30 protein-coding genes are annotated in these 20,878 nt (G+C 56.8%); 29 read left to right on the top strand and 1 reads right to left on the bottom strand.

Features of this window, described 5'->3' with window-relative positions; genetic code table 11:
* Nucleotides 1-8 precede the first annotated feature (8 nt).
* The 8 genes from fusA to ACXAH8_RS20115 all read left to right on the top strand — a co-directional run bounded on the left by fusA (nt 9) and on the right by ACXAH8_RS20115 (nt 6,773).
* Nucleotides 9-2,126: an elongation factor G gene (gene fusA, locus ACXAH8_RS20150; RefSeq protein ID WP_170666004.1), complete on the top strand. Its 2,118-nt coding sequence runs from the start codon at nt 9-11 to the stop codon at nt 2,124-2,126.
* Between the two features lie 60 nt (nt 2,127-2,186).
* Nucleotides 2,187-3,362, top strand: coding sequence for an elongation factor Tu (gene tuf, locus ACXAH8_RS20145; RefSeq protein WP_170381019.1), 1,176 nt, complete (start codon nt 2,187-2,189; stop codon nt 3,360-3,362).
* 258 nt (nt 3,363-3,620) lie between these two features.
* Nucleotides 3,621-3,800 (top strand): hypothetical protein, encoded by a 180-nt coding sequence (locus ACXAH8_RS20140; RefSeq protein WP_475220366.1) that lies wholly within the window; start codon nt 3,621-3,623, stop codon nt 3,798-3,800.
* 378 nt (nt 3,801-4,178) lie between these two features.
* Complete coding sequence (rpsJ, locus tag ACXAH8_RS20135; protein ID WP_008756422.1) at nt 4,179-4,493, top strand: 30S ribosomal protein S10; 315 nt, start codon at nt 4,179-4,181, stop codon at nt 4,491-4,493.
* A gap of 18 nt (nt 4,494-4,511) precedes the next feature.
* A complete protein-coding gene (gene rplC / locus ACXAH8_RS20130) occupies nt 4,512-5,237 on the top strand; it encodes a 50S ribosomal protein L3 (RefSeq protein WP_475220365.1) in 726 nt (241 codons plus the stop codon).
* Complete coding sequence (gene rplD / locus ACXAH8_RS20125; RefSeq protein ID WP_170463489.1) at nt 5,234-5,851, top strand: 50S ribosomal protein L4; 618 nt, start codon at nt 5,234-5,236, stop codon at nt 5,849-5,851. Before rplC ends, rplD begins: the two co-directional genes overlap by 4 nt.
* Nucleotides 5,848-6,144, top strand: coding sequence for a 50S ribosomal protein L23 (locus ACXAH8_RS20120; RefSeq protein ID WP_008757532.1), 297 nt, complete (start codon nt 5,848-5,850; stop codon nt 6,142-6,144). Before rplD ends, ACXAH8_RS20120 begins: the two co-directional genes overlap by 4 nt.
* On the top strand, nt 6,141-6,773 hold the full coding sequence (locus tag ACXAH8_RS20115; protein WP_475220364.1) for a hypothetical protein: 633 nt from the start codon (nt 6,141-6,143) through the stop codon (nt 6,771-6,773). The genes ACXAH8_RS20120 and ACXAH8_RS20115 overlap by 4 nt, the downstream gene beginning before the upstream one ends.
* Nucleotides 6,774-7,081: 308 nt before the next feature.
* On the opposite strand, the gene ACXAH8_RS20110 is transcribed toward ACXAH8_RS20115, so the two are convergent.
* Nucleotides 7,082-8,080, bottom strand: coding sequence for a DUF4062 domain-containing protein (locus tag ACXAH8_RS20110; RefSeq protein ID WP_475220363.1), 999 nt, complete (start codon nt 8,078-8,080; stop codon nt 7,082-7,084).
* 397 nt (nt 8,081-8,477) lie between these two features.
* Here ACXAH8_RS20110 and rplB point away from each other — a divergent pair, with 397 nt between their 5' ends.
* From rplB to ACXAH8_RS20005, 21 genes are all read left to right on the top strand, one after another.
* Nucleotides 8,478-9,320 carry a 50S ribosomal protein L2 gene (rplB, locus tag ACXAH8_RS20105; RefSeq protein WP_120633917.1) on the top strand — a complete coding sequence of 281 codons (843 nt, stop codon included), beginning with the start codon at nt 8,478-8,480 and terminating at the stop codon, nt 9,318-9,320.
* Between the two features lie 3 nt (nt 9,321-9,323).
* Nucleotides 9,324-9,602, top strand: coding sequence for a 30S ribosomal protein S19 (gene rpsS, locus ACXAH8_RS20100; protein WP_005980699.1), 279 nt, complete (start codon nt 9,324-9,326; stop codon nt 9,600-9,602).
* A gap of 3 nt (nt 9,603-9,605) precedes the next feature.
* Nucleotides 9,606-9,986, top strand: a complete 381-nt coding sequence (rplV, locus tag ACXAH8_RS20095; protein WP_039538267.1) for a 50S ribosomal protein L22 — start codon at nt 9,606-9,608, stop codon at nt 9,984-9,986.
* Entirely contained in the window at nt 9,986-10,696 is a 711-nt protein-coding gene (rpsC, locus tag ACXAH8_RS20090) for a 30S ribosomal protein S3 (RefSeq protein ID WP_008758042.1), read from the top strand. The genes rplV and rpsC overlap by 1 nt, the downstream gene beginning before the upstream one ends.
* 12 nt (nt 10,697-10,708) lie before the next feature.
* A complete protein-coding gene (gene rplP, locus ACXAH8_RS20085; RefSeq protein WP_058283513.1) occupies nt 10,709-11,122 on the top strand; it encodes a 50S ribosomal protein L16 in 414 nt (137 codons plus the stop codon).
* A gap of 302 nt (nt 11,123-11,424) precedes the next feature.
* The gene (locus ACXAH8_RS20080) at nt 11,425-11,889 is read left to right on the top strand and encodes a CBS domain-containing protein (RefSeq protein WP_170380522.1); all 465 of its coding nucleotides are present in this window, start codon (nt 11,425-11,427) and stop codon (nt 11,887-11,889) included.
* 23 nt (nt 11,890-11,912) lie between these two features.
* Nucleotides 11,913-13,280: an ArsB/NhaD family transporter gene (locus ACXAH8_RS20075; protein WP_170380523.1), complete on the top strand. Its 1,368-nt coding sequence runs from the start codon at nt 11,913-11,915 to the stop codon at nt 13,278-13,280.
* 88 nt (nt 13,281-13,368) lie between these two features.
* A complete protein-coding gene (locus ACXAH8_RS20070) occupies nt 13,369-13,989 on the top strand; it encodes a 2OG-Fe(II) oxygenase family protein (RefSeq protein ID WP_475220362.1) in 621 nt (206 codons plus the stop codon).
* A gap of 431 nt (nt 13,990-14,420) precedes the next feature.
* Nucleotides 14,421-14,627 (top strand): 50S ribosomal protein L29, encoded by a 207-nt coding sequence (gene rpmC / locus ACXAH8_RS20065; RefSeq protein ID WP_010437082.1) that lies wholly within the window; start codon nt 14,421-14,423, stop codon nt 14,625-14,627.
* Nucleotides 14,628-14,631: 4 nt separating this feature from the next.
* Complete coding sequence (gene rpsQ, locus ACXAH8_RS20060) at nt 14,632-14,862, top strand: 30S ribosomal protein S17 (RefSeq protein ID WP_152459158.1); 231 nt, start codon at nt 14,632-14,634, stop codon at nt 14,860-14,862.
* 76 nt (nt 14,863-14,938) lie between these two features.
* On the top strand, nt 14,939-15,307 hold the full coding sequence (gene rplN, locus ACXAH8_RS20055; RefSeq protein WP_008757934.1) for a 50S ribosomal protein L14: 369 nt from the start codon (nt 14,939-14,941) through the stop codon (nt 15,305-15,307).
* Between the two features lie 2 nt (nt 15,308-15,309).
* On the top strand, nt 15,310-15,621 hold the full coding sequence (gene rplX / locus ACXAH8_RS20050) for a 50S ribosomal protein L24 (protein WP_068340764.1): 312 nt from the start codon (nt 15,310-15,312) through the stop codon (nt 15,619-15,621).
* A complete protein-coding gene (gene rplE, locus ACXAH8_RS20045) occupies nt 15,614-16,174 on the top strand; it encodes a 50S ribosomal protein L5 (protein ID WP_170356680.1) in 561 nt (186 codons plus the stop codon). Before rplX ends, rplE begins: the two co-directional genes overlap by 8 nt.
* 19 nt (nt 16,175-16,193) lie before the next feature.
* On the top strand, nt 16,194-16,499 hold the full coding sequence (gene rpsN, locus ACXAH8_RS20040) for a 30S ribosomal protein S14 (protein ID WP_068340744.1): 306 nt from the start codon (nt 16,194-16,196) through the stop codon (nt 16,497-16,499).
* A 13-nt stretch (nt 16,500-16,512) separates the two neighbouring features.
* Nucleotides 16,513-16,905: a 30S ribosomal protein S8 gene (gene rpsH, locus ACXAH8_RS20035; protein ID WP_170373360.1), complete on the top strand. Its 393-nt coding sequence runs from the start codon at nt 16,513-16,515 to the stop codon at nt 16,903-16,905.
* Nucleotides 16,906-16,916: 11 nt separating this feature from the next.
* Complete coding sequence (gene rplF / locus ACXAH8_RS20030) at nt 16,917-17,450, top strand: 50S ribosomal protein L6 (RefSeq protein WP_475220361.1); 534 nt, start codon at nt 16,917-16,919, stop codon at nt 17,448-17,450.
* An 11-nt stretch (nt 17,451-17,461) separates the two neighbouring features.
* The gene (gene rplR, locus ACXAH8_RS20025; protein ID WP_039523386.1) at nt 17,462-17,821 is read left to right on the top strand and encodes a 50S ribosomal protein L18; all 360 of its coding nucleotides are present in this window, start codon (nt 17,462-17,464) and stop codon (nt 17,819-17,821) included.
* A gap of 116 nt (nt 17,822-17,937) precedes the next feature.
* A complete protein-coding gene (gene rpsE / locus ACXAH8_RS20020) occupies nt 17,938-18,501 on the top strand; it encodes a 30S ribosomal protein S5 (RefSeq protein WP_170356677.1) in 564 nt (187 codons plus the stop codon).
* 13 nt (nt 18,502-18,514) lie between these two features.
* Nucleotides 18,515-18,703, top strand: coding sequence for a 50S ribosomal protein L30 (gene rpmD, locus ACXAH8_RS20015; protein ID WP_074736195.1), 189 nt, complete (start codon nt 18,515-18,517; stop codon nt 18,701-18,703).
* A gap of 325 nt (nt 18,704-19,028) precedes the next feature.
* Nucleotides 19,029-20,336 (top strand): histidinol dehydrogenase, encoded by a 1,308-nt coding sequence (gene hisD, locus ACXAH8_RS20010; protein WP_475220360.1) that lies wholly within the window; start codon nt 19,029-19,031, stop codon nt 20,334-20,336.
* Between the two features lie 100 nt (nt 20,337-20,436).
* Nucleotides 20,437-20,844: a universal stress protein gene (locus ACXAH8_RS20005; protein ID WP_170380527.1), complete on the top strand. Its 408-nt coding sequence runs from the start codon at nt 20,437-20,439 to the stop codon at nt 20,842-20,844.
* The last annotated feature ends 34 nt before the right edge of the window (nt 20,845-20,878 follow it).

Here is a 20,878-nt window from a genome sequence, read left to right as displayed (position 1 = left end):
TATCAAAAATGGCACGCGAATATCCGCTCGAACTATACCGTAACTTCGGTATCATGGCGCACATCGACGCAGGTAAGACCACCTGCTCGGAGCGTATCCTGTATTACACTGGTAAATCCCACAACATCGGTGAGGTGCACGATGGTGCAGCCACCATGGACTGGATGGAGCAGGAGCAGGAACGCGGCATCACCATCACTTCGGCTGCGACCACCACTTTCTGGGAGCGCACCGAGGACGGTCAAACCGCCGATACCCCCAAGCACCGCCTGAACATCATCGACACCCCCGGCCACGTTGACTTCACCATCGAAGTTGAGCGTTCGCTGGCGGTTCTCGACGGTGCCGTCTGCGTTCTGGACGCAAACGCAGGTGTTGAGCCCCAGACCGAAACCGTGTGGCGTCAGGCTGACCGCTACAAAGTTCCGCGTATGGTTTTCGTCAACAAGATGGATAAGATCGGCGCAGACTTCTTCAACTGTGTCCGCATGATCGAAGACCGCACCGGCGCACGCGCTGTTCCGGTTGGTATTCCGATCGGCGCCGAGTCTGAGCTGGAAGGTCTGATCGACCTGGTCACCATGGAAGAGTGGCTGTGGCAGGGCGAAGATCTGGGCGCAAGCTGGATCAAAGCTCCAATCCGCGACAGCCTGAAAGACATGGCTGACGAATGGCGCGGCAAGATGATCGAAGCGGCCGTCGAAATGGACGACGACGCGATGATGGAATACCTGGAAGGCAATGAGCCCGACGTTCCGACCCTGCGCGCCCTGCTGCGCAAAGGTACGCTGGACATCGCGTTCGTTCCGGTTCTGGGTGGTTCGGCGTTCAAGAACAAAGGCGTTCAGCCTCTGCTCAACGCGGTGATCGACTATCTGCCCAGCCCGCTGGACGTTGTTGATTACATGGGCTTCAAACCCGGCGACGAAGAAGAAGTTCGTGACATCGCCCGTCGTGCAGACGACGACATGGCCTTCTCGGGTCTGGCGTTCAAAATCATGAACGACCCCTTTGTTGGCTCGCTGACCTTCACTCGGATCTACTCGGGCACCATGAACAAAGGTGACTCGATCCTGAACTCGACCAAAGGTAAGAAAGAGCGCATCGGTCGTATGATGATGATGCACTCGAACAACCGGGAAGAGATCGAAGAAGCGTTTGCAGGAGACATTATCGCGCTGGCGGGTCTGAAAGACACCACCACCGGTGACACCCTGTGTGACGCGAAAGAGCCGGTGGTTCTGGAAACCATGACCTTCCCCGATCCGGTGATCGAGATCGCGGTTGAGCCCAAAACCAAGGGCGACCAAGAGAAGATGTCCCAGGGTCTGGCCCGTCTGGCCGCCGAAGACCCGTCCTTCCGTGTGGAAACCGACCTGGAATCGGGTCAGACCATCATGAAGGGCATGGGCGAACTTCACCTGGACATCCTGGTTGACCGTCTGAAGCGCGAGTTCAAGGTTGAAGCGAACATTGGTGCACCGCAGGTGGCCTATCGTGAAACCATCTCGATGCCGGTCGAGCACACCTACACCCACAAGAAACAGTCGGGTGGTTCGGGTCAGTTCGGTGAGGTTAAACTCGAGATCACCCCGACCGAGCCGGGCGAAGGTTATTCGTTCGAAAGCCGCATCGTTGGTGGTGCCGTTCCGAAGGAATACATCCCGGGTGTCGAAAAGGGCATCCAGTCGGTTATGGACAGCGGCCCTCTGGCTGGCTTCCCTGTGATCGACTTCAAGGTTGCCCTGCTGGACGGTAAGTTCCACGACGTTGACTCGAGCGTTCTGGCGTTCGAAATCGCAGCCCGTATGTGTATGCGTGAAGGCATGCGCAAAGCTGGCGCGAAACTGCTGGAACCGATCATGAAGGTCGAAGTGATCACCCCGGAAGAATACACCGGCGGTATCATCGGCGACCTGACCTCGCGTCGTGGCCAAGTGTCTGGTCAGGAACCGCGCGGCAACGCGATCGCGATCGATGCGTTCGTTCCGCTGGCGAACATGTTCGGCTACATCAACACTCTGCGTTCGATGTCGTCGGGCCGTGCCCAGTTCACAATGCAGTTCGACCACTACGATCCGGTTCCGCAGAACATCTCGGACGAGATCCAGGCGAAATACGCATAACCAAAGATTTGAGGGAGCGTGGGTATCACGCTCCCTTCATTACCGAAAAAGGAGGCCATCATGGCAAAGGAAAAGTTTGAGCGTACAAAACCGCACGTCAACATCGGCACGATTGGGCACGTTGACCATGGTAAGACGACGCTGACCGCAGCGATCACCAAGTATTTTGGTGACTTCAAAGCGTATGACCAGATTGACGGTGCGCCGGAAGAGAAAGCGCGCGGCATCACCATCTCGACCGCCCACGTGGAATACGAGACCGAGAACCGCCACTACGCGCACGTTGACTGCCCCGGCCACGCCGACTACGTCAAGAACATGATCACTGGTGCTGCTCAGATGGACGGCGCGATCCTGGTTGTGAACGCCGCTGACGGCCCGATGCCGCAGACCCGCGAGCACATCCTGCTGGGCCGCCAGGTTGGCATCCCGAAGATGGTCGTGTTCCTGAACAAAGTTGACCAGGTTGACGACGAAGAGCTGCTGGAACTGGTTGAGATGGAAGTTCGCGAACTGCTGTCCAGCTACGAATACCCTGGCGACGATATTCCGATCATCGCAGGTTCGGCTCTGGCCGCGATGGAAGGCAACAAGCCTGAGATCGGTGAAGAGAAGATCAAGGAACTGATGGCGGCTGTTGATGAGTACATCGACACCCCTGAGCGTGCTGTTGACCAGCCGTTCCTGATGCCGATCGAAGACGTGTTCTCGATCTCGGGTCGTGGTACCGTTGTGACCGGCCGTGTTGAGCGTGGCGTGATCAACGTTGGTGACGAGATCGAAATCGTCGGCATCCGCGACACTTCGAAAACCACCTGCACCGGCGTTGAAATGTTCCGCAAGCTGCTGGACCGCGGTGAAGCAGGCGACAACATCGGCGCGCTGCTGCGTGGTGTTGACCGTGACGGCGTTGAGCGTGGCCAGGTTCTGTGTAAGCCGGGTTCGGTTACACCGCACACCAAGTTCGAAGCCGAAGCCTACATCCTGACCAAGGAAGAAGGCGGTCGTCACACTCCGTTCTTCGCGAACTACCGTCCTCAGTTCTACTTCCGTACAACTGACGTGACCGGCACCGTGACCCTGGCGGAAGGCACCGAGATGGTCATGCCCGGCGACAACGTGTCGTTCGGCGTTGAGCTGATCGCGCCGATCGCGATGGAGCAGGGCCTGCGTTTCGCGATCCGCGAAGGCGGCCGCACCGTCGGCGCCGGCGTTGTGTCGAAAATCACTGAATAAGTCGCGCAAGCGAATGATCAGACGGAAAGGGCGTCCCTCGGGACGCCCTTTTTCGTTTGAGCTATACGGTTCCGGGGTGGGCCAAAACGTGTTCGAACCGAGATGACGCTTGGAAAGTTCGCCGTCGTTAAGGGCAAAACGGATTGAGGTTTCTTAATCCAAACTCCACTTCACCCAAAGACAGGAAACCCACATGTGATCTGAAACAAAAAGCGGGGCGTGCGCAGGCCGATCCGCTGACGCGATCAGGAGGAAATCATGTTAGGTTTTGAATTCTTGAACTATGGAACACAAATCCTTCACAGCAAGGATCTGGAGGACATGCGTGCTGCGATCCTTAGTGACGACGACCAGGAAGTCGACTGTGATATCAGTGAGTTTAGCCGCGAGCGTAAGCGGTTCAACGTCCGGCTTGCCGAGCAGCCTAACAGAATCTGAAGCGCTAAAGCACGTCCAGAACCTGTGTCGTCAACCAGCGTATTCACTGTAGCGTGGGGTGAAAACCTTCCAGACCAAGTCGGTTTTCTCTGAATGCTCAATTGTCGCGTGTTGGCTTTACACCTCGCCCATAATTCTTTAGCGCGTTCTTGTTGCGAAGTTGGTCCTGAAGGTCAGTTCTTGGTGCTGGGTCGTGTCGCTCTTTGAGGTGGGACAAAGCCAACAAACCCCTTGCCAAACCCCACCAACCCCACTAATACGCGCGAGTTCTCGATAAGAACGTCTAGGCGGGGTGATTCCCGCCTTTTGGGTTCGAAGAGGGTTGGCGATGCGCGTCTGTCCTCCTCTCAACCTCAACGCCTAAAAAAGGCTGTTAATATGCAAAGCCAAAACATCCGTATTCGGCTGAAGGCATTTGACTATCGCGTTCTGGATGCCAGCACGCAAGAGATCGTCAACACTGCCAAGCGGACCGGCGCGAACGTGCGCGGCCCGATCCCGCTGCCGAACAAGATTGAGAAGTTCACGGTTCTCCGTGGCCCTCACGTTGACAAGAAATCCCGCGACCAGTTCGAGATCCGTACGCACAAGCGTCTGCTCGACATCGTTGATCCGACCCCCCAGACCGTTGACGCGCTGATGAAGCTCGACCTCGCTGCTGGTGTGGACGTCGAGATCAAGCTGCAGTCGTAAGATCGGAGGGTATAGATTATGCGCTCTGGTATTATCGCAAAAAAAGTCGGCATGACCCGCCTGTTCATGGAAGACGGCAAGCAGATCCCTGTGACCGTTCTTCACCTGGAAAACCTGCAGGTCGTTGCACAGCGTACCGCTGACAAAGACGGCTACACCGCCGTTCAGCTGGGCGCCGGCGCCGCCAAGGCAAAACGCACCTCGAAAGCCATGCGCGGTCACTATGCCGCTGCAAAGGTTGAGCCCAAGCGTAAGCTGGCCGAGTTCCGCGTCTCCGAAGATGGCCTGATCGAAGTAGGTGCCGAGATTTCGGCAGAACACTTCCTGGAAGGTCAGAAAGTTGACGTTTCGGGTACCTCGATCGGTAAAGGCTTTGCCGGTGCGATGAAGCGTTGGAACTTTGGTGGTCTGCGCGCCTCGCACGGTGTTTCGATCAGCCACCGTTCGCACGGTTCAACCGGTCAGTGTCAGGACCCGGGCAAGGTTTTCAAAGGCAAGAAGATGGCCGGTCACATGGGTGCTGCTCGTGTAACCACCCAGAACCTGGAAGTCGTCAAAACCGACGCCGACCGGAACCTGGTCTTCATCAAAGGCGCCGTTCCCGGACCGAAATCGGGCTGGGTCACCGTCAAGGACGCCGTGAAGAAGAAAGCACCGGAAGGCCTGCCTTTCCCAGCTGCTGTGAAATCGGCTGCAACCGAAGCACCTGCGGAAGAAGCTCCCGCGGAAGGTGGTGAAGCATGAAACTTGATGTAATCAAACTGGACGGCGGCAAAGCCGGCGACATCGAGCTGAACGCCGATCTGTTCGGTCTCGAGCCGCGTGCGGACATCCTGCACCGTGTGGTCCGTTGGCAGCGCAACAACGCGCAGGCCGGCACCCACAAGGTCAAGACCCGCTCGGAAACCAGCTACTCGACCAAGAAGATCTATCGCCAGAAGGGCACCGGTGGCGCACGCCATGGTGACCGCAACGCGCCGATCTTCCGTGGTGGTGGTATCTACAAAGGCCCCGTCGTGCGTTCGCACGGCCACGATCTGCCCAAGAAGTTCCGCAAGCTTGGCCTGCGCCACGCTCTGTCGGCCAAAGCCAAGGCAGGTGAACTGGTTGTGATCGAGAACGCCGAAGCCGAAGGCAAGACTGCTGCTCTGGCCAAACAGGTTGCAAACCTGGGCTGGAAACGTGCTCTGGTCATCGACGGCGCGACCGTGAACGAAGGGTTCCTGAAAGCGTCCAAGAACATCGAAGGTCTGGATATCCTGCCGACGATGGGCGCAAACGTCTATGACATCCTCAAGCGTGACACTCTGGTGCTCACCAAAGCGGCTGTCGAAGCACTGGAGGCTCGTCTGAAATGAGCGCGAAGGCAGAACACTACGACGTGATCCGCAAGCCGATCATCACCGAAAAGTCGACCATGGCGTCCGAAAACGGCGCGGTTGTTTTTGAGGTGGCGATCGACAGCAACAAGCCGCAAATCAAAGAGGCCGTTGAGGCGCTGTTTGGTGTGAAGGTCAAAGCGGTGAACACCACCGTGACCAAAGGCAAGGTCAAGCGGTTCCGCGGCCAGCTGGGCCGTCGGAAAGACGTCAAAAAAGCATATGTGACCCTGGAAGAGGGTAACACAATCGACGTGAGCACCGGTCTTTGATCCGACGCTTACTGCGACTATTCACGGCCTCGGCGGTTCAACCCGCCGGGGCCGATTTCGTTTCAGACCCTGAAACTGTGCGTGCGCAGGTGCTGGAGAAGATGCGGGCGTTCAGTGCTGAGCCTTATTTTCAGATCGCTGATGAAAAGCTGGGGCTGCTGTCGGTTTTCGATGATCTGAAATATGACCGGGCGGATGTGGATATGATCTCTCCGGCGATGCGCAAGCATGTGGTTGGCAAGCTTGGTGCGCTGGGGTTTCGTCAGACTTCTGGTACGGTGCTGGAGCACGCCGAGGCCGATATGCGCGTGCACATCCCCAAGTTCCACGCCCTCGGCGCGTCGCCTTTCGACATCGCGCGCTATACCGAGAAACGCCCGCAAGATTACTGCCTGCTGACGCCCACGCAGGTGGCCTGTCAGTACGTGGATCACTATGAGTTGGACGACGCGGTGCGGCGGATCGAGGCGCTGATTGCGAAGCACCCAATCAACCTGCTCAAACTGGCGGATTATCTGGAAGGCAAACCCAAACACCGCGCCTTTCGCGAGGTGCTGGGGCATATCAAGCTCAAGCAGAGGATCGCGGTGGAGTCCGAGCCGCTTTGCCGCAGGCGGTCCCTCGGATAAGCGCGCAAGCCGCGCCGGAGACTGCCCGTGGGATGGCGCTGCAACGCGTGATCAGTGCGCTTTATGTTGCCAAAGACATCCGAATTCCTAGCGAGGCGCAAACGTCCCCAAAGCGCCAGCCCGCCGGGACGGGCAGTCGCTGGCGCGGCGGCTTTATTCCGTGCTTGGGAAGTTCCCGACGTCAATGAAGCATATGTGACCCTGGATGAGGGCAGCACCATTGACTTGTCCATTGGCGGCTGATCGAACCCATCTTTGGAGAGAGATAAGGGCCCCCGCGAAAGCTGGGTTTTTTGTTAACTTAGTGGCTAGGCTTTGGTAGACACTACAGCTACGTTTTCTGCTAACATCGTTTGCAAGCCCTGAGGAGTAAGTTTGTGAAAGATCGCGCTGCCGCCGTTTTTCAACTGATACTCGGCAGCTGACATCAACCCAAGCGCTTCCATTTGCATTAGGATTTGTTGTTTGATTGTTATGTCGATAACAGGCGAGTAGCCATCTGAAAGCCCGGAGTACTCAAGAACTTTTTTATCAAATTGATACTTAATGCCACTGGTATTTGATGGCGTGCGAAAGCTGGGGCCAATCGCCCCCAAGATTGCTCTCCATGGCATTGTAACGGTTTGTTTTAAGTTTGCATAACGAGAGTGTTTTGCGAGAAACTCGAATGTAAAGTCATCGTCCAACCCTGCAAGGTTGATCCCATCCAGATTCGGCTTCGCCTCGAACTCGAGCAACTTCTTTTCCATCTCAGAGTTTTGTTTTCGGAGATTGTTAACTTCTTCCAGTAGCTCTTCTCCTGCGGCGCGATTGGCACGAATCCAGCCAGTTCCCTCGTGTGAAACTCTCGCTTGAGACAAAGCCGCAAGAGATTTAGTAGCCAATTCATCCGAACCGGACCAGTAGTCAACAACAGAGTTTGATTGCAGATACTCTTTGAAGTTCTGAAGTGCCAGAATTTGTTCCGCGCTTGTGTCAACCATGTTCGATGGCAAAGTTTCGCAGTCACTGCGAAGGAAGGTTAATACCGGAATTCCTTTGCTTGAGGCGTACCGAAACTCTTTTTCGGTATAGCTCAACCCATCATCATCTCGCGAACCGTACCTGCCAGCAACAATCAGAATGTAATAGTCGCACCGGTCGATTACACGTTTTATGAAGTCCATCTGTTTCTGACTTGAGGCTGGGAATATTTCCATTCCCTCGGCTACGTATCCAGCTTTGGCTACTGCTTCGCTTACCTTTTTGCGCTCATCTACAAGATCGAGATATGTCGAACTTACGAAGACATGGAAGACTTTATCCACGGTGGTCTTGCCCTTTGTAATTCAAAAAAGTCGAATGCTTGTCGATGTTGGCAAAGCTAAATAAAAAGTGCCAGTCAAAGTAACGGTCTGAAGCCAGAAATTCGTTGTAGTGAAGTATTCTTGAGGGCTGTCGTTCGCGACTACCAAACAGTGTTGTTGCTTAGTAAAGCGTCAGCCCACTGAGTTTGGATCTTCAATACAAGTTTTAATCTGGAACCACCTATAGACACCCACCCCCAACCCTGTTACACGCTCCCAATCTTGCGGCCTCGGATTCGTTCCGGGGCCTCTGATATTTGTAACCGGGGACCTTCGGGGCCCTTCACCTCGGGCACCTACGGGGGCCTATCACATAGCAGGGAAAGCCCCTGCACTTGCTAAACGGAAGACAGAAAGCATGGCACTCAAGTCGTACAAGCCGACGACGCCGGGCCAGCGCGGGCTGGTGCTGATCGACCGTTCGGAGCTTTGGAAAGGACGTCCGGTCAAGTCTCTCACTGAGGGTTTGACCAAATCGGGCGGCCGGAACAACACCGGACGGATCACTTCACGCCGCCGCGGCGGTGGCGCAAAGCGTCTCTACCGGATCGTTGACTTCAAACGGAACAAATTTGATGTCGCGGCAACCGTCGAGCGGATCGAATATGACCCGAACCGGACCGCATTCATCGCACTGGTGAAATACGAAGACGGCGAGCAGGCATATATCCTGGCTCCGCAGCGTCTGGCTGTTGGTGACAAAGTCGTGGCATCCGCCAAGGCCGACATCAAGCCGGGCAACGCAATGCCGTTCTCGGGTATGCCCATCGGTACCATCGTCCACAACATCGAGATGAAGCCTGGCAAAGGCGGTCAGATCGCACGTGCGGCCGGTACTTACGCGCAATTCGTTGGTCGCGATGGCGGCTACGCTCAGATCCGTCTGAGCTCGGGCGAGCTTCGCATGGTCCGTCAGGAATGCATGGCCACCATCGGTGCTGTGTCCAACCCCGACAACTCGAACCAAAACCTCGGTAAAGCCGGTCGTATGCGCCACAAGGGCGTTCGTCCGTCGGTTCGTGGTGTTGCAATGAACCCGATCGATCACCCGCACGGTGGTGGTGAAGGTCGTACCTCGGGTGGCCGAACGCCGGTTACGCCGTGGGGTAAGGACACCAAGGGTAAGCGTACCCGTAACAAGAACAAAGCGTCCCAGAAGCTGATCATCCGCTCGCGGCACGCCAAGAAGAAGGGACGTTAATCTATGTCTCGCTCTGTTTGGAAGGGTCCTTTCGTCGATGCTTACGTGCTGAAAAAAGCCGAAGCAGCGCGCGAGTCGGGCCGCAACGAAGTCATCAAAATCTGGTCGCGTCGTTCCACCATTCTGCCCCAGTTCGTGGGTCTGACCTTTGGTGTGTACAACGGCCAGAAGCACATTCCCGTCAACGTCTCGGAAGACATGATCGGTCAGAAGTTCGGTGAATACTCGCCGACCCGCACCTATTATGGCCACGCCGCAGACAAAAAAGCGAAGCGGAAGTAAGTCATGGGCAAGGAAAAGAACCCCCGCCGCGTGGCTGAAAACGAAGCAATGGCGAAAACGCGCATGCTTCGCACCAGCCCGCAGAAACTGAACCTGGTTGCGCAAATGATCCGCGGCAAGAAAGTCGAGAAGGCTCTGACCGACCTGACTTTCAGCAACAAGCGTGTCGCGCAGGACGTTAAGAAGTGCCTGCAGTCCGCAATCGCGAATGCCGAAAACAACCACAACCTGGACGTTGACGAGCTGATCGTCGCCGAAGCATGGGTTGGCAAGAACCTGGTCATGAAGCGCGGTCGTCCGCGTGCCCGTGGCCGTTTCGGCAAGATCATGAAGCCGTTCTCGGAGATCACCATCAAGGTGCGTCAAGTTGAGGAGCAAGCCTAATGGGTCATAAAGTAAATCCGATCGGCATGCGCCTGCAGGTCAACCGCACCTGGGACAGCCGCTGGTACGCCGACACCAAGGACTACGGTGATCTTCTGCTGGAAGACCTCAAGATCCGTGAGTTCATCAACAAAGAGTGCAAGCAGGCCGGTGTTGCCCGTGTGATCATCGAACGTCCGCACAAGAAGTGCCGCGTTACGATCCACACAGCACGTCCCGGTGTCATCATCGGCAAGAAAGGTGCAGACATCGAAGTTCTGCGCAAAAAGCTTGCTCGCATGACCGACAGCGAACTGCACCTGAACATCGTCGAAGTGCGCAAGCCCGAGCTTGACGCGCAGCTGGTTGCCGAGTCCATCGCTCAGCAGCTGGAACGTCGTGTTTCGTTCCGTCGCGCAATGAAGCGCTCGGTTCAGAACGCCATGCGCATGGGCGCCCTGGGTATCCGGGTGAACGTCGCTGGTCGTCTGGGCGGCGCCGAAATCGCACGGACCGAGTGGTACCGTGAAGGCCGCGTGCCTCTGCACACTCTGCGTGCCGACATCGATTACGCACATGCCGAAGCGATGACCCCCTACGGGATCATCGGGATCAAGGTCTGGATCTTCAAAGGTGAGATCATGGAGCACGATCCGCAGGCACGTGACCGTAAAGCACAGGAACTCCAGGACGGCCCTGCACCTCGTGGTGCTGGTGGCGGTCGTCGCTAAGGAGGGAAAGATATGCTTCAACCAAAGCGTACTAAATTCCGCAAGATGCACAAAGGCCGGATCAAGGGTCTCGCCAAGGGCGGCTCTGATCTGAACTTTGGCACCTACGGCCTGAAAGCTCTTGAGCCTGAGCGTGTAACTGCACGCCAGATCGAAGCTGCACGTCGTGCCATGACGCGTCACATGAAGCGTCAGGGTCGCGTCTGGATCCGCATCTTCCCCGACACTCCGGTCACGGCCAAGCCGATCGAAGTTCGTATGGGTAAAGGTAAAGGTTCGGTCGACCGCTGGGCATGCAAAGTCAAGCCTGGTCGCGTGATGTTCGAGATCGACGGCGTCAATGACGACATCGCCCGCGAGGCCCTGCGCCTGGCCGCGATGAAGCTGCCGATCAAGACTCGCGTCGTGGTTCGCGAAGACTGGTAATCAGTCCGGGGAAACCCGAACAGAATTGCCCCCGCCGAGCAATCGGTGGGGGCTTTTTCGTTTATGGCCTCTCGCAAACCCGTTAGGCGCCCAATTCCGAGATTCAATACCGGCATTGCAAAAAAGATGGGGCTCAGGGGTGGCATATTCTCTCATCTGGTGAAAAGAAGCGCTCGCAAAACCTTCTCAATCAGAGCTTGGGTCGATCATCCTACGATACGGCTTGAGCACGAACCGTGCCTTGGCTCTGAAACCCCGCTGAAAGACCGAGGACACGTATGGGCCTTACTTGCCGGGACGTCATGGTCCCCCCTGAAAAACAGAAGACAATTCATCCCGATGACACAGTCGCCAAGGCGTTTGAGATCATCCGCGACAGCCGCGCCCGGTTCTTGCCGGTGGTGGGGGATGACGGTAGCTTCCAAGGCGTTTTCACCGCGCCCACGCTGATCAAGATGATCCTGCCGCGTGCGGCCCGTATTGGTGTCAGCGATGAGACGTCGCGCGTTGCAATCAGCCATCTCAGCTTTATGGATTTGACCAAGGAAGACATCAGTGAACAGATCAAGCGCTTGCACGAAGAGCGGGTCGGAGATCACATGTCGAACCCAGCCAACATCCCGGTTCTCGCACCCGATACCCCGGTGATGGAGGGTATTTTCCTGATCCACAAATTCAAACGCCACGTTTTCCTCGTGGAACCCGAGACCAATCGCTTCGTCGGCTCTGTCAGCCCGAACTCGTTGATTGATCACGCGCTGAGCTAACCCCTAAAGACCGGATCAGACCATTGACCGACCATTCCGTTTCGCATGGAGAACACGCGTTCTCCGTTCCTCAGCTATTGGGGATTGACCCTCTGTGGGTCGCCACCGGTATCCTGATTGCAGTTTATGCCGTCCTGGTGACCGAAAAAGTAAACCGCGCCATTTTGGCCATGCTGGGGGCATCGCTGATGGTGCTGTTCGGCATCATCAACCAGGAACAGGCCGTCGCGGGCGTTGATGCCAACACCTTGGCACTGCTGATCGGCATGATGGTGATCGTCGGGATCACCAGTAAATGTGGGTTGTTCCAATTCGTCGCCATCAAGGCCGCAAAGGTGGTCAAGGCCAATCCGACTGGCATCCTGATCATGCTGACGCTGATCACGGCGGTGTTCTCGGCTCTGCTGGACAACGTGACTACTGTTCTGCTGATCGCACCGATTACCCTGCTGATTACGGACGCACTGGAAACGCGCGTTTACCCGTTCTTCTTCGCCGAGATTCTGGCCTCGAATGTGGGCGGTACGGCCACTTTGATTGGTGACCCGCCGAACATCATCATCGGCTCGGCCGCGGGCCTCAGCTTCAATGACTTCGTGGTCAATCTTGCGCCGATCTCGGCCATCTGTCTGGTGGTGCTGACTGGCATCATTTACCTGATGAACCGCCGCACGCTGGCCGCCATCCCCAAATCGGCCTGCGAAAAGATCATGCGTTTCAATGAAAACGAAGCGATCACCGATGTCGGTCTGATGATCAAATCCCTGTCGGTTCTGGCGCTGACCCTGCTTGGTTTCACGCTTGGCCATGGCTACGGCATCCAGCCGGGCACCTCGGCGCTGGCTGGCGCCGCGCTGCTGATGCTGTTGGCCTATGGGCACCAGCACGGAGAAGAACAGTCCGAATCCGTTCACCACATCTTTGGCGAGGTTGAGTGGATCACCATCTTCTTCTTCGGCGGTCTGTTTGTCATCGTTGCAGGTGTCGAGCATGTCGGCCTGCTTGAATTCTTCGGCGAGAAAGTACTGGAGCTGACCGAAGGCGACATGATGTGGACCGCGTTCTTCATCTTCTGGGCCTCGGGCATCTTGTCGGCCATTCTGGACAACATCCCCTTCGTGGCGACGATGATCCCTCTGATCGAGTCCACTGCCGACACGTTTGGCGGGCCTGACGCGATCGAGCCTCTGTGGTGGTCGCTGGCTCTGGGCGCCTGTCTGGGCGGTAACGGTACCTTGCTGGGTGCAAGCGCCAACCTGACGGTTGCGGCCTTTGCCGAAAAGGCCAAGCAGCCGATTGGCTTTGTCAAATTCGCGCTCATGGCGTTCCCGATCATGATCCTGACCCTGATGATCGCCAACGTCTATCTCTGGCTGCGCTACTTCTACTAAAGCGCCAAACGAAAGATCGCACCCGAGCAGCCGCTTTTCTGAGGCGGCTGCTCTCGCCCTTGTGCTTCGGCTGGGATATAGCCGGGGCATGGCACAGATTGAATCACTCTTCGTTACCCGTCTCTATCGCGCAGCTTTGTCCGAGTTCGATCCCAAGATCGACGCGGGCGAGCTGGAAAACTCCTGTCTTGTTATCGCCGAGGATGATGAAGCCGGGCAGGAATGGTGTGAAGAGAATGGCTATCCCGGCTACACCAGCTACGCCTCGCTGACCGATTTGCCCTGGCGCTTCCCGATCTTTAACGATCTGGTAAAGGCGCTGGATCAGCACGTCGCGGCCTTTGCCAAGGATCTGGAGTTCGATCTGGGCGAGGGGGAGCTGAAGCTGGAGGACCTTTGGATCAATATCCTACCGGAGGGTGGGATGCACTCCAGCCATTTGCACCCGCACAGTGTGATCTCGGGCACAACCTATGTGGCCATGCCCGAAGGGGCGAGCGCGCTGAAGCTGGAGGACCCCCGCTCAGGCCGCATGATGGCCGCGCCGACGCGGATCAAAGGCGGACGGCGCGATTTGCAGCCGTTCATCTATATGAAGCCGCAGGTGGGGGATGTGTTGCTGTGGGAAAGCTGGCTGCGTCACGAGGTGCCGATGAACATGGCGGAAGAAGAGCGGATCAGTGTTAGCTTTAACTACAAGTGGGATTAATCCTTGCGTAAAATACGCTGTCGAAGCTTCGACCCCTGTTCTTTGGGGTGGAGTTGCATTGCTTACTTTTCTGACATTCTATCGAACAGATTGGGATATTCGCGAAACTGTTTTGGAGATTTTTGGATTTCGCGGGCTTGCCAATAAATCGGTGCTTGAACTAATGGTTTTGGCCGCGACTTTGGGCGCGACACTTTATGTTGTCTTCCAGGCGATGGAAGCTTGTAGGCAGACTTTGAACTAGTCTTGTTTCTATGTCTTGCGGGTGCGTTTCAACTTCCTCTTGCCACCCACCGCTTAAACCCTTATACGGCGGCATCCTGCAAGTCCCCCGGCCGAGTCGGGGGATTCGCATGTCTATCATTCATCCACCAGGTCCAAGGTGACCCTGTCAGGGGGCCTTCTGGTGTTTTGAGCAAAGGAAAAAGGCGATGAACGCCCAAGAACTGCGTGACAAGACCCCGGACCAGCTCCGCGAGGAACTGGCCAACCTGAAGAAAGAAAGCTTTAACCTGCGCTTTCAACAGGCAACCGGTCAGCTGGAAAACACTGCTGGCATCAAAGCGGCTCGCCGCAACGCTGCCCGCGTCAAAACCATTCTGAACGAAAAGGCCGCTGCCGCGGCATCGGAGGAGTAATCCTATGCCCAAGCGTATCCTGTCCGGCGTGGTCACCAGCGACGCCAACGAGCAAACCGTAACCGTTTCGGTTGAGCGTCGTTTCAAGCACCCGCTGCTGCACAAAACCGTTCGTAAGTCCAAGAAATACCGGGCTCACGACGAAAAGAACGCCTTCAAGGTCGGTGACACAGTCCGCATCATCGAATGCGCGCCGAAATCGAAGACGAAACGTTGGGAAGTTCTGGAAGCGTAAGCCTCCGGGATTTTCCCATTTGTCGAAACCCTGGGGGATCTAACGAGACCAGCCCCCACAGGTCGGGAGAAACCACATGATCCAGATGCAGACCAATCTGGATGTCGCTGACAACTCCGGCGCTCGCCGAGTTCAGTGCATCAAGGTCCTGGGTGGTTCCAAGCGTAAATACGCCTCCGTTGGCGACATCATTGTCGTCTCGGTGAAGGAAGCCATCCCGCGCGGCCGCGTAAAGAAAGGTGACGTCCGTAAGGCCGTCGTCGTACGCACCGCCAAGGAAGTCCGTCGCGAAGACGGCACCGCGATCCGTTTTGATCGCAACGCCGCCGTCATCCTGAACAACAACAACGAGCCAGTCGGTACACGTATCTTTGGCCCCGTTGTTCGTGAACTGCGCGGCAAGAACTTCATGAAAATCATCTCGCTGGCTCCGGAGGTGCTGTAATCATGGCTGCTAAACTCCGCAAAGGCGACAAGGTCGTCGTGCTGGCCGGCAAGGACAAGGGCAAAGAGGGAACCATTTCCTCGGTTGACCCCAAAGCCGGTAAAGCTGTTGTCGAAGGCATCAACATTGCCATCCGTCACACACGTCAGTCGCAAACCTCGCAAGGTGGTCGCCTGCCTCAGGCAAACCCGATCGAGCTGTCGAACCTGGCGCTGCTGGACAAGAACGGTAAAGCAACCCGCGTTGGCTTCCGCATGGAAGGTGACAAGAAGGTCCGCTTCGCCAAGACCACAGGGGACGTGATCGATGCTTGATTCCGCAACCTACACCCCGCGTCTGAAAGCTCAGTACGTTGAAACCATCCGTGCCGCTCTGAAAGAAGAGTTCGGCTACAAGAACGACATGCAGCTGCCCAAGCTGGACAAAATCGTTCTGAACATCGGTTGTGGTGCTGAGGCGGTCAAAGACTCGAAGAAAGCCAAAGCTGCTGTCGAAGATCTGACTGCGATTGCTGGTCAAAAGGCCGTTGCAACCAAGGCGAAGAAGTCGATCGCGGGTTTCCGCGTCCGTGAAGACATGCCGCTGGGCGCGAAAGTGACCCTGCGCGGTGATCGGATGTACGAATTCCTGGATCGCCTGATCACCATCGCGCTGCCGCGCGTTCGTGACTTCCGCGGTGTTAAGCCTTCTTTCGATGGTCAGGGCAACTTTGCCATGGGCATGAAAGAGCACATCGTGTTCCCGGAAATCGATTTCGACAAGGTCGACGAGGTCTGGGGCCTGGATATCGTAATTGCCACCACAGCGAAAACCGACGCTGAAGCGAAGAGCCTGTTGAAAGCATTCAACATGCCGTTCAACGCGTAAGCGCCGGGAGGATTGAGACATGGCTAAAAAAGCAATGATCGAACGCGAGAAGAAGCGCGAACGCCTGGTGGCCAAATATGCCGCAAAGCGTGCCGAGCTGAAAGAAATCGCGAATGACGAAAGCCGCCCGATGGAAGAGCGTTTCAAAGCGCGTCTGAAACTGGCGAAACTGCCGCGCAACAGCTCGGCTACCCGTCTGCACAACCGTTGTCAGCTGACCGGTCGTCCCCACGCTTACTACCGTAAGCTGAAGGTCAGCCGTATCGCGCTGCGCGAGCTGGGTTCTGCTGGTCAGATCCCCGGCATGGTGAAATCGAGCTGGTAAGGGAGACATAGATATGAATGATCCTATCGGCGATATGCTCACCCGTATCCGCAACGCGCAAATGCGCGGCAAGTCCACCGTTTCCACCCCGGCTTCCAAGCTGCGCGGTTGGGTTCTGGACGTGCTGGCGGACGAAGGCTACATCCGTGGCTATGAAAAGACGACCGGTGCAAACGGTCATCCGGCCATCGAAATCAGCCTGAAGTACTACGAAGGCACCCCTGTTATTCGCGAGCTGAAGCGGGTTTCGAAACCCGGTCGTCGCGTCTACATGGGCGTCAATGACATCCCGCAGGTCCGTCAGGGTCTGGGCGTGTCGATTGTCAGCACTCCGAAAGGTGTGATGTCGGACGCAAACGCTCGCTCCAACAATGTTGGCGGCGAAGTGCTCTGCACCGTCTTCTAAGGAGGTCTGCAATGTCTCGTATTGGTAAAAAACCGGTCGAGCTGCCCAGCGGCGTTACCGCCTCTGTGTCTGGCCAGACCATCGAAGTTAAAGGTCCGAAAGGCACCCGCAGCTTCACCGCCACCGACGACGTGACGCTGTCGGTTGAAGACAACGTGGTCAAGATCGACCCCCGTGGCATGTCCAAGCGTGCCCGCCAGCAGTGGGGCATGAGCCGCACCATGGTTGCCAACTTGGTAACTGGTGTGACCGAAGGCTTCAAAAAAGAGCTGGAGATCCAGGGTGTTGGTTACCGGGCTCAGATGCAGGGCAACACCCTGAAGCTGAACCTGGGTTACAGCCACGATGTTGATTTCATTGCTCCGGAAGGTGTCACCATCACCGCGCCGAAGCAGACCGAGATCGTTGTGGAAGGTATCGACCAGCAGCAGGTGGGCGAAGTCGCGGCCAAAATCCGCGAATGGCGCCGTCCCGAGCCGTACAAAGGCAAGGGCATCCGCTACAAGGGCGAGTTCATCTTCCGCAAGGAAGGCAAGAAGAAGTAAGGACGCAAACAATGGCAAACAGCAAAAGAACCCTGTTTCTGAAGCGCCGCCTGCGCGTTCGGAACAAACTTCGCAAAGTCAACGCCGGCCGTGTACGCCTGTCGGTTCACCGTTCGAACAAGAACATCAGCGTTCAGCTGATCGACGACGTTCGTGGTGTGACCCTGGCATCGGCCTCGACCCTGGAAAAAGATCTGGGTGTTGTTGGCAAGAACAACGTCGAAGCGGCCACCAAAGTGGGCGCGGCCATCGCCGAGCGTGCCAAGAAGGCAGGCGTCGAAGAGGCCTATTTCGATCGTGGTGGCTTCCTGTTCCACGGCAAGGTGAAGGCAGTTGCCGACGCCGCGCGTGAAGGTGGTCTGAAGATCTAAGACTTGCGGGCGGGTTTCGATCCGCCCCGATGATCCGGGGGCCTCGGCAACAGTCGGGGCTCACTGGGATTGAAGCAAACGGCGCCGTATGCGCCACATGAGAAAAGGGATGCCAAATGGCAGAACGTGAAAACCGTCGGGGCCGTGGCCGCGACCGTGAAGAAGCACCGGAATTTGCAGATCGCCTGGTCGCAATCAACCGCGTGTCGAAAACCGTAAAAGGTGGTAAGCGCTTTGGCTTCGCCGCTCTGGTGGTTGTCGGCGATCAGAAAGGCCGCGTCGGCTTTGGCAAAGGTAAAGCGAAAGAAGTACCTGAAGCCATCCGTAAGGCGACTGAGCAAGCCAAGCGTCAGATGATCCGCGTGCAACTGCGCGAAGGTCGTACTCTGCACCACGACATCGAGGGCCGTCACGGCGCTGGTAAAGTGGTTATGCGCACCGCACCTGAAGGTACTGGTATCATCGCCGGTGGTCCGATGCGTGCTGTGTTCGAAATGCTGGGCGTTAAGGACGTTGTTTCCAAGTCGCTGGGCTCGCAGAACCCGTACAACATGATCCGCGCCACCATCAACGGCCTGCAGAAAGAGCAGAGCCCGCGTTCGGTTGCCGCGCGTCGTGGTAAAAAAGTTGCCGACATCCTGCCCAAGCGGGACGAAGCACCGGCTGAAGCCGAAGCGTAAGGAGTAGCGAGCAATGGCAAAAACCATCGTCGTAAAGCAGATCGGTTCTCCGATCCGTCGCCCCGCCGAACAGCGCGCAACCCTGATCGGCCTGGGCCTGAACAAGATGCACCGCACCCGTGAGCTGGAGGATACGCCTTCGGTTCGCGGCATGGTCAACAAGATCCCGCATCTGGTTGAAATCATCGAAGAGCGCGGCTAACCGCCCTCTGAAAATACTTTTGGAACCGCCTCTGACCTTCGTCAGGGGCGTTTTCTTTTGCTCAAGTGAATCTGCGAATCGCCTAGTTCGACCGGTTACCTCACGCCTTGAAGAGGGTCGTAGGTCCCGCTGAATCCGTAGGCAACAACGGCGCCGAGGTCGTCTTGCGAGGCCGAGTTTCAGCTTTCCCAATCCCAAAATTTGTCTTTTCTTAAATGGGGTTAGAAGATCGAAAAGAGTTTCGTCTGAGGCTCCACAAACGCTTGCAAAGGCGATTTCGCCTCTGACAGAGTGGCCGGGCAAGAACCGGGAGCAGGGGCTGACTATGGCGCGCGACTATCTCAAAAAGGCGATGCTGACGGCGCAATCTGATGCGCCCGAGGTTCACGATACGGTCAAGACCATCCTGGCCGAGATTGAAGCCGGCGGCGACGCGAAGGCGCTGGAATATGCAGCCAAGTTCGACAGGTTCGACGGCAACGTTCTGATGACGCAGGACGAGATTGACGCCGCCATTACGCTTGTGCCTGAAAAGCTTAAGGCGGATATCCGTTTCGCCCATAACAACGTCCGCCATTTTGCCGAGGCGCAGAAGGCCACGATGACCGACGTACAGACCGAGATCGTGCCCGGCGTGATCGCTGGTCAAAAGGCGATCCCTGTGGATGCGGCGGGCTGCTATGTGCCCGGCGGCCGGTACAGCCATATCGCCAGTGCAATCATGACCGTGACGACAGCCAAAGTTGCCGGATGCCGCCACATCATCGCGTGTTCTCCTCCGAAATCAGATGAAGGCGTTGCGCCTGCAGTAGTTTATGCGGCGCATATCTGTGGGGCCGACAGTATTCTGGCAATGGGAGGGGTGCAGGGTGTCGCCGCGATGCGATACGGTCTGTTCGGCCTGCCACGCGCAAATATCCTTGTGGGGCCGGGGAACCAGTTCGTCGCCGAGGCCAAGCGCATCCTCTACGGTGAAGTTGGCATCGACATGATCGCAGGTCCGACCGATAGTCTGGTCCTCGCCGACAGCAGTGCAGATCCGCTTGTAGTGGCGACCGATCTCGTCAGCCAGGCGGAACACGGCTACAATTCTCCTGTCTGGCTGGTGACAGATGACCGGGCGCTTGCGCAGAATGTCATGACACTGGTGCCCGAACTGATCGCAGATCTTCCTGACCTGAACCGAGAAAACGCGGCTGCTGCATGGCGCGACTATGCCGAGGTCATCGTTTGTTCGGATCGCGAAGAGATGGCCGCCTGCTCCGATGACTACGCGCCGGAACACCTAACCGTTCAGGCCGATGACTTGGAATGGTGGCTGGACCGTCTGACCTGCTACGGCTCGTTGTTTCTGGGGGAAGAGACCACGGTATCTTACGGGGACAAGGCGACGGGAACCAACCACGTACTCCCGACATCGGGGGCGGCCAGCTACACGGGCGGGCTGAGCGTCCACAAATACATGAAAATCGTGACATGGCAGCGAGCGACTCGGGAAGGTTCAAAACCCATAGCCCTGGCCACAGCCAGAATTTCGCGCGTGGAAGGGATGGAGGGGCATGCAAGGGCGGCTGATGTCCGTCTCGCCAAGTACTTCCCGGATGAAGAATTTGATCTGCGTGCAGAGGGATGATCGGTCCAACCGCCACCTGCCAAACTGTTCGCTGGCCTTGATGGCACACTGGGTACTATCCTTGGTTTGATAGGGCCGACCGGGCTGAAAGGAGTTTGACATGTACAAGAAAGTTCTCGTTCCAATGGCGTTGGATCACGATATCTCGCAACACACTCTGGAAGTGGCGCGTGCCTTGTCGCAGGGCGGCGGAGAGATCATCGCTCTGCATGTTTATGAAATGCCTCAGGGCTCGGTCAGTGCGTTTCTGGACAAGGATCTGGTGGCAGAAGGATATCGCCGCGCCCGACTGGAACTGTCGCGCAAAGTCGAAGGGCTGGAAGGGGTAAGTTCCGAACTCGTAAAGGGCCACACGGCGCGCACGATCATAGATTATGCGGCAGAGAACGGTGTCGATTGCATCGTCATCGGTTCTCACAAGCCCGACCTCAGCGACTATTTCCTGGGCTCCACAGCGTCGCGCGTTGTGCGTCATGCCCCTTGCGCGGTGCATGTGTACCGCAGGTGATAACCGTCAATCACGCTCTTGGGCGACAACAATA

This window comes from Ruegeria sp. ABV3_008 (assembly GCF_056161185.1).
Note: the sequence above shows the minus strand (reverse complement) of the source record. Positions and strands in the feature narration are given on the sequence as shown.

Bases quoted from the DNA above. Each gene is read 5' to 3' on its own strand.
- ACXAH8_RS20120 (WP_008757532.1), top strand. From the start codon at position 5,848: ATGAGCGCGAAGGCAGAACACTACGACGTGATCCGCAAGCCGATCATC.
- rpsJ (WP_008756422.1), top strand. From the start codon at position 4,179: ATGCAAAGCCAAAACATCCGTATTCGGCTGAAGGCATTTGACTATCGC.
- rplC (WP_475220365.1), top strand. From the start codon at position 4,512: ATGCGCTCTGGTATTATCGCAAAAAAAGTCGGCATGACCCGCCTGTTC.
- rplD (WP_170463489.1), top strand. From the start codon at position 5,234: ATGAAACTTGATGTAATCAAACTGGACGGCGGCAAAGCCGGCGACATC.
- tuf (WP_170381019.1), top strand. From the start codon at position 2,187: ATGGCAAAGGAAAAGTTTGAGCGTACAAAACCGCACGTCAACATCGGC.
- hisD (WP_475220360.1), top strand. From the start codon at position 19,029: ATGGCGCGCGACTATCTCAAAAAGGCGATGCTGACGGCGCAATCTGAT.
- rpsS (WP_005980699.1), top strand. From the start codon at position 9,324: ATGTCTCGCTCTGTTTGGAAGGGTCCTTTCGTCGATGCTTACGTGCTG.
- rpsN (WP_068340744.1), top strand. From the start codon at position 16,194: ATGGCTAAAAAAGCAATGATCGAACGCGAGAAGAAGCGCGAACGCCTG.
- rplN (WP_008757934.1), top strand. From the start codon at position 14,939: ATGATCCAGATGCAGACCAATCTGGATGTCGCTGACAACTCCGGCGCT.
- rpsC (WP_008758042.1), top strand. From the start codon at position 9,986: ATGGGTCATAAAGTAAATCCGATCGGCATGCGCCTGCAGGTCAACCGC.
- rplX (WP_068340764.1), top strand. From the start codon at position 15,310: ATGGCTGCTAAACTCCGCAAAGGCGACAAGGTCGTCGTGCTGGCCGGC.
- fusA (WP_170666004.1), top strand. From the start codon at position 9: ATGGCACGCGAATATCCGCTCGAACTATACCGTAACTTCGGTATCATG.
- ACXAH8_RS20070 (WP_475220362.1), top strand. From the start codon at position 13,369: ATGGCACAGATTGAATCACTCTTCGTTACCCGTCTCTATCGCGCAGCT.
- ACXAH8_RS20005 (WP_170380527.1), top strand. From the start codon at position 20,437: ATGTACAAGAAAGTTCTCGTTCCAATGGCGTTGGATCACGATATCTCG.
- rplR (WP_039523386.1), top strand. From the start codon at position 17,462: ATGGCAAACAGCAAAAGAACCCTGTTTCTGAAGCGCCGCCTGCGCGTT.
- rplP (WP_058283513.1), top strand. From the start codon at position 10,709: ATGCTTCAACCAAAGCGTACTAAATTCCGCAAGATGCACAAAGGCCGG.
- rplE (WP_170356680.1), top strand. From the start codon at position 15,614: ATGCTTGATTCCGCAACCTACACCCCGCGTCTGAAAGCTCAGTACGTT.
- rplB (WP_120633917.1), top strand. From the start codon at position 8,478: ATGGCACTCAAGTCGTACAAGCCGACGACGCCGGGCCAGCGCGGGCTG.
- rpsQ (WP_152459158.1), top strand. From the start codon at position 14,632: ATGCCCAAGCGTATCCTGTCCGGCGTGGTCACCAGCGACGCCAACGAG.
- ACXAH8_RS20080 (WP_170380522.1), top strand. From the start codon at position 11,425: ATGGTCCCCCCTGAAAAACAGAAGACAATTCATCCCGATGACACAGTC.
- rplV (WP_039538267.1), top strand. From the start codon at position 9,606: ATGGGCAAGGAAAAGAACCCCCGCCGCGTGGCTGAAAACGAAGCAATG.
- ACXAH8_RS20140 (WP_475220366.1), top strand. From the start codon at position 3,621: ATGTTAGGTTTTGAATTCTTGAACTATGGAACACAAATCCTTCACAGC.
- rpmD (WP_074736195.1), top strand. From the start codon at position 18,515: ATGGCAAAAACCATCGTCGTAAAGCAGATCGGTTCTCCGATCCGTCGC.
- rpmC (WP_010437082.1), top strand. From the start codon at position 14,421: ATGAACGCCCAAGAACTGCGTGACAAGACCCCGGACCAGCTCCGCGAG.
- rplF (WP_475220361.1), top strand. From the start codon at position 16,917: ATGTCTCGTATTGGTAAAAAACCGGTCGAGCTGCCCAGCGGCGTTACC.
- rpsH (WP_170373360.1), top strand. From the start codon at position 16,513: ATGAATGATCCTATCGGCGATATGCTCACCCGTATCCGCAACGCGCAA.
- rpsE (WP_170356677.1), top strand. From the start codon at position 17,938: ATGGCAGAACGTGAAAACCGTCGGGGCCGTGGCCGCGACCGTGAAGAA.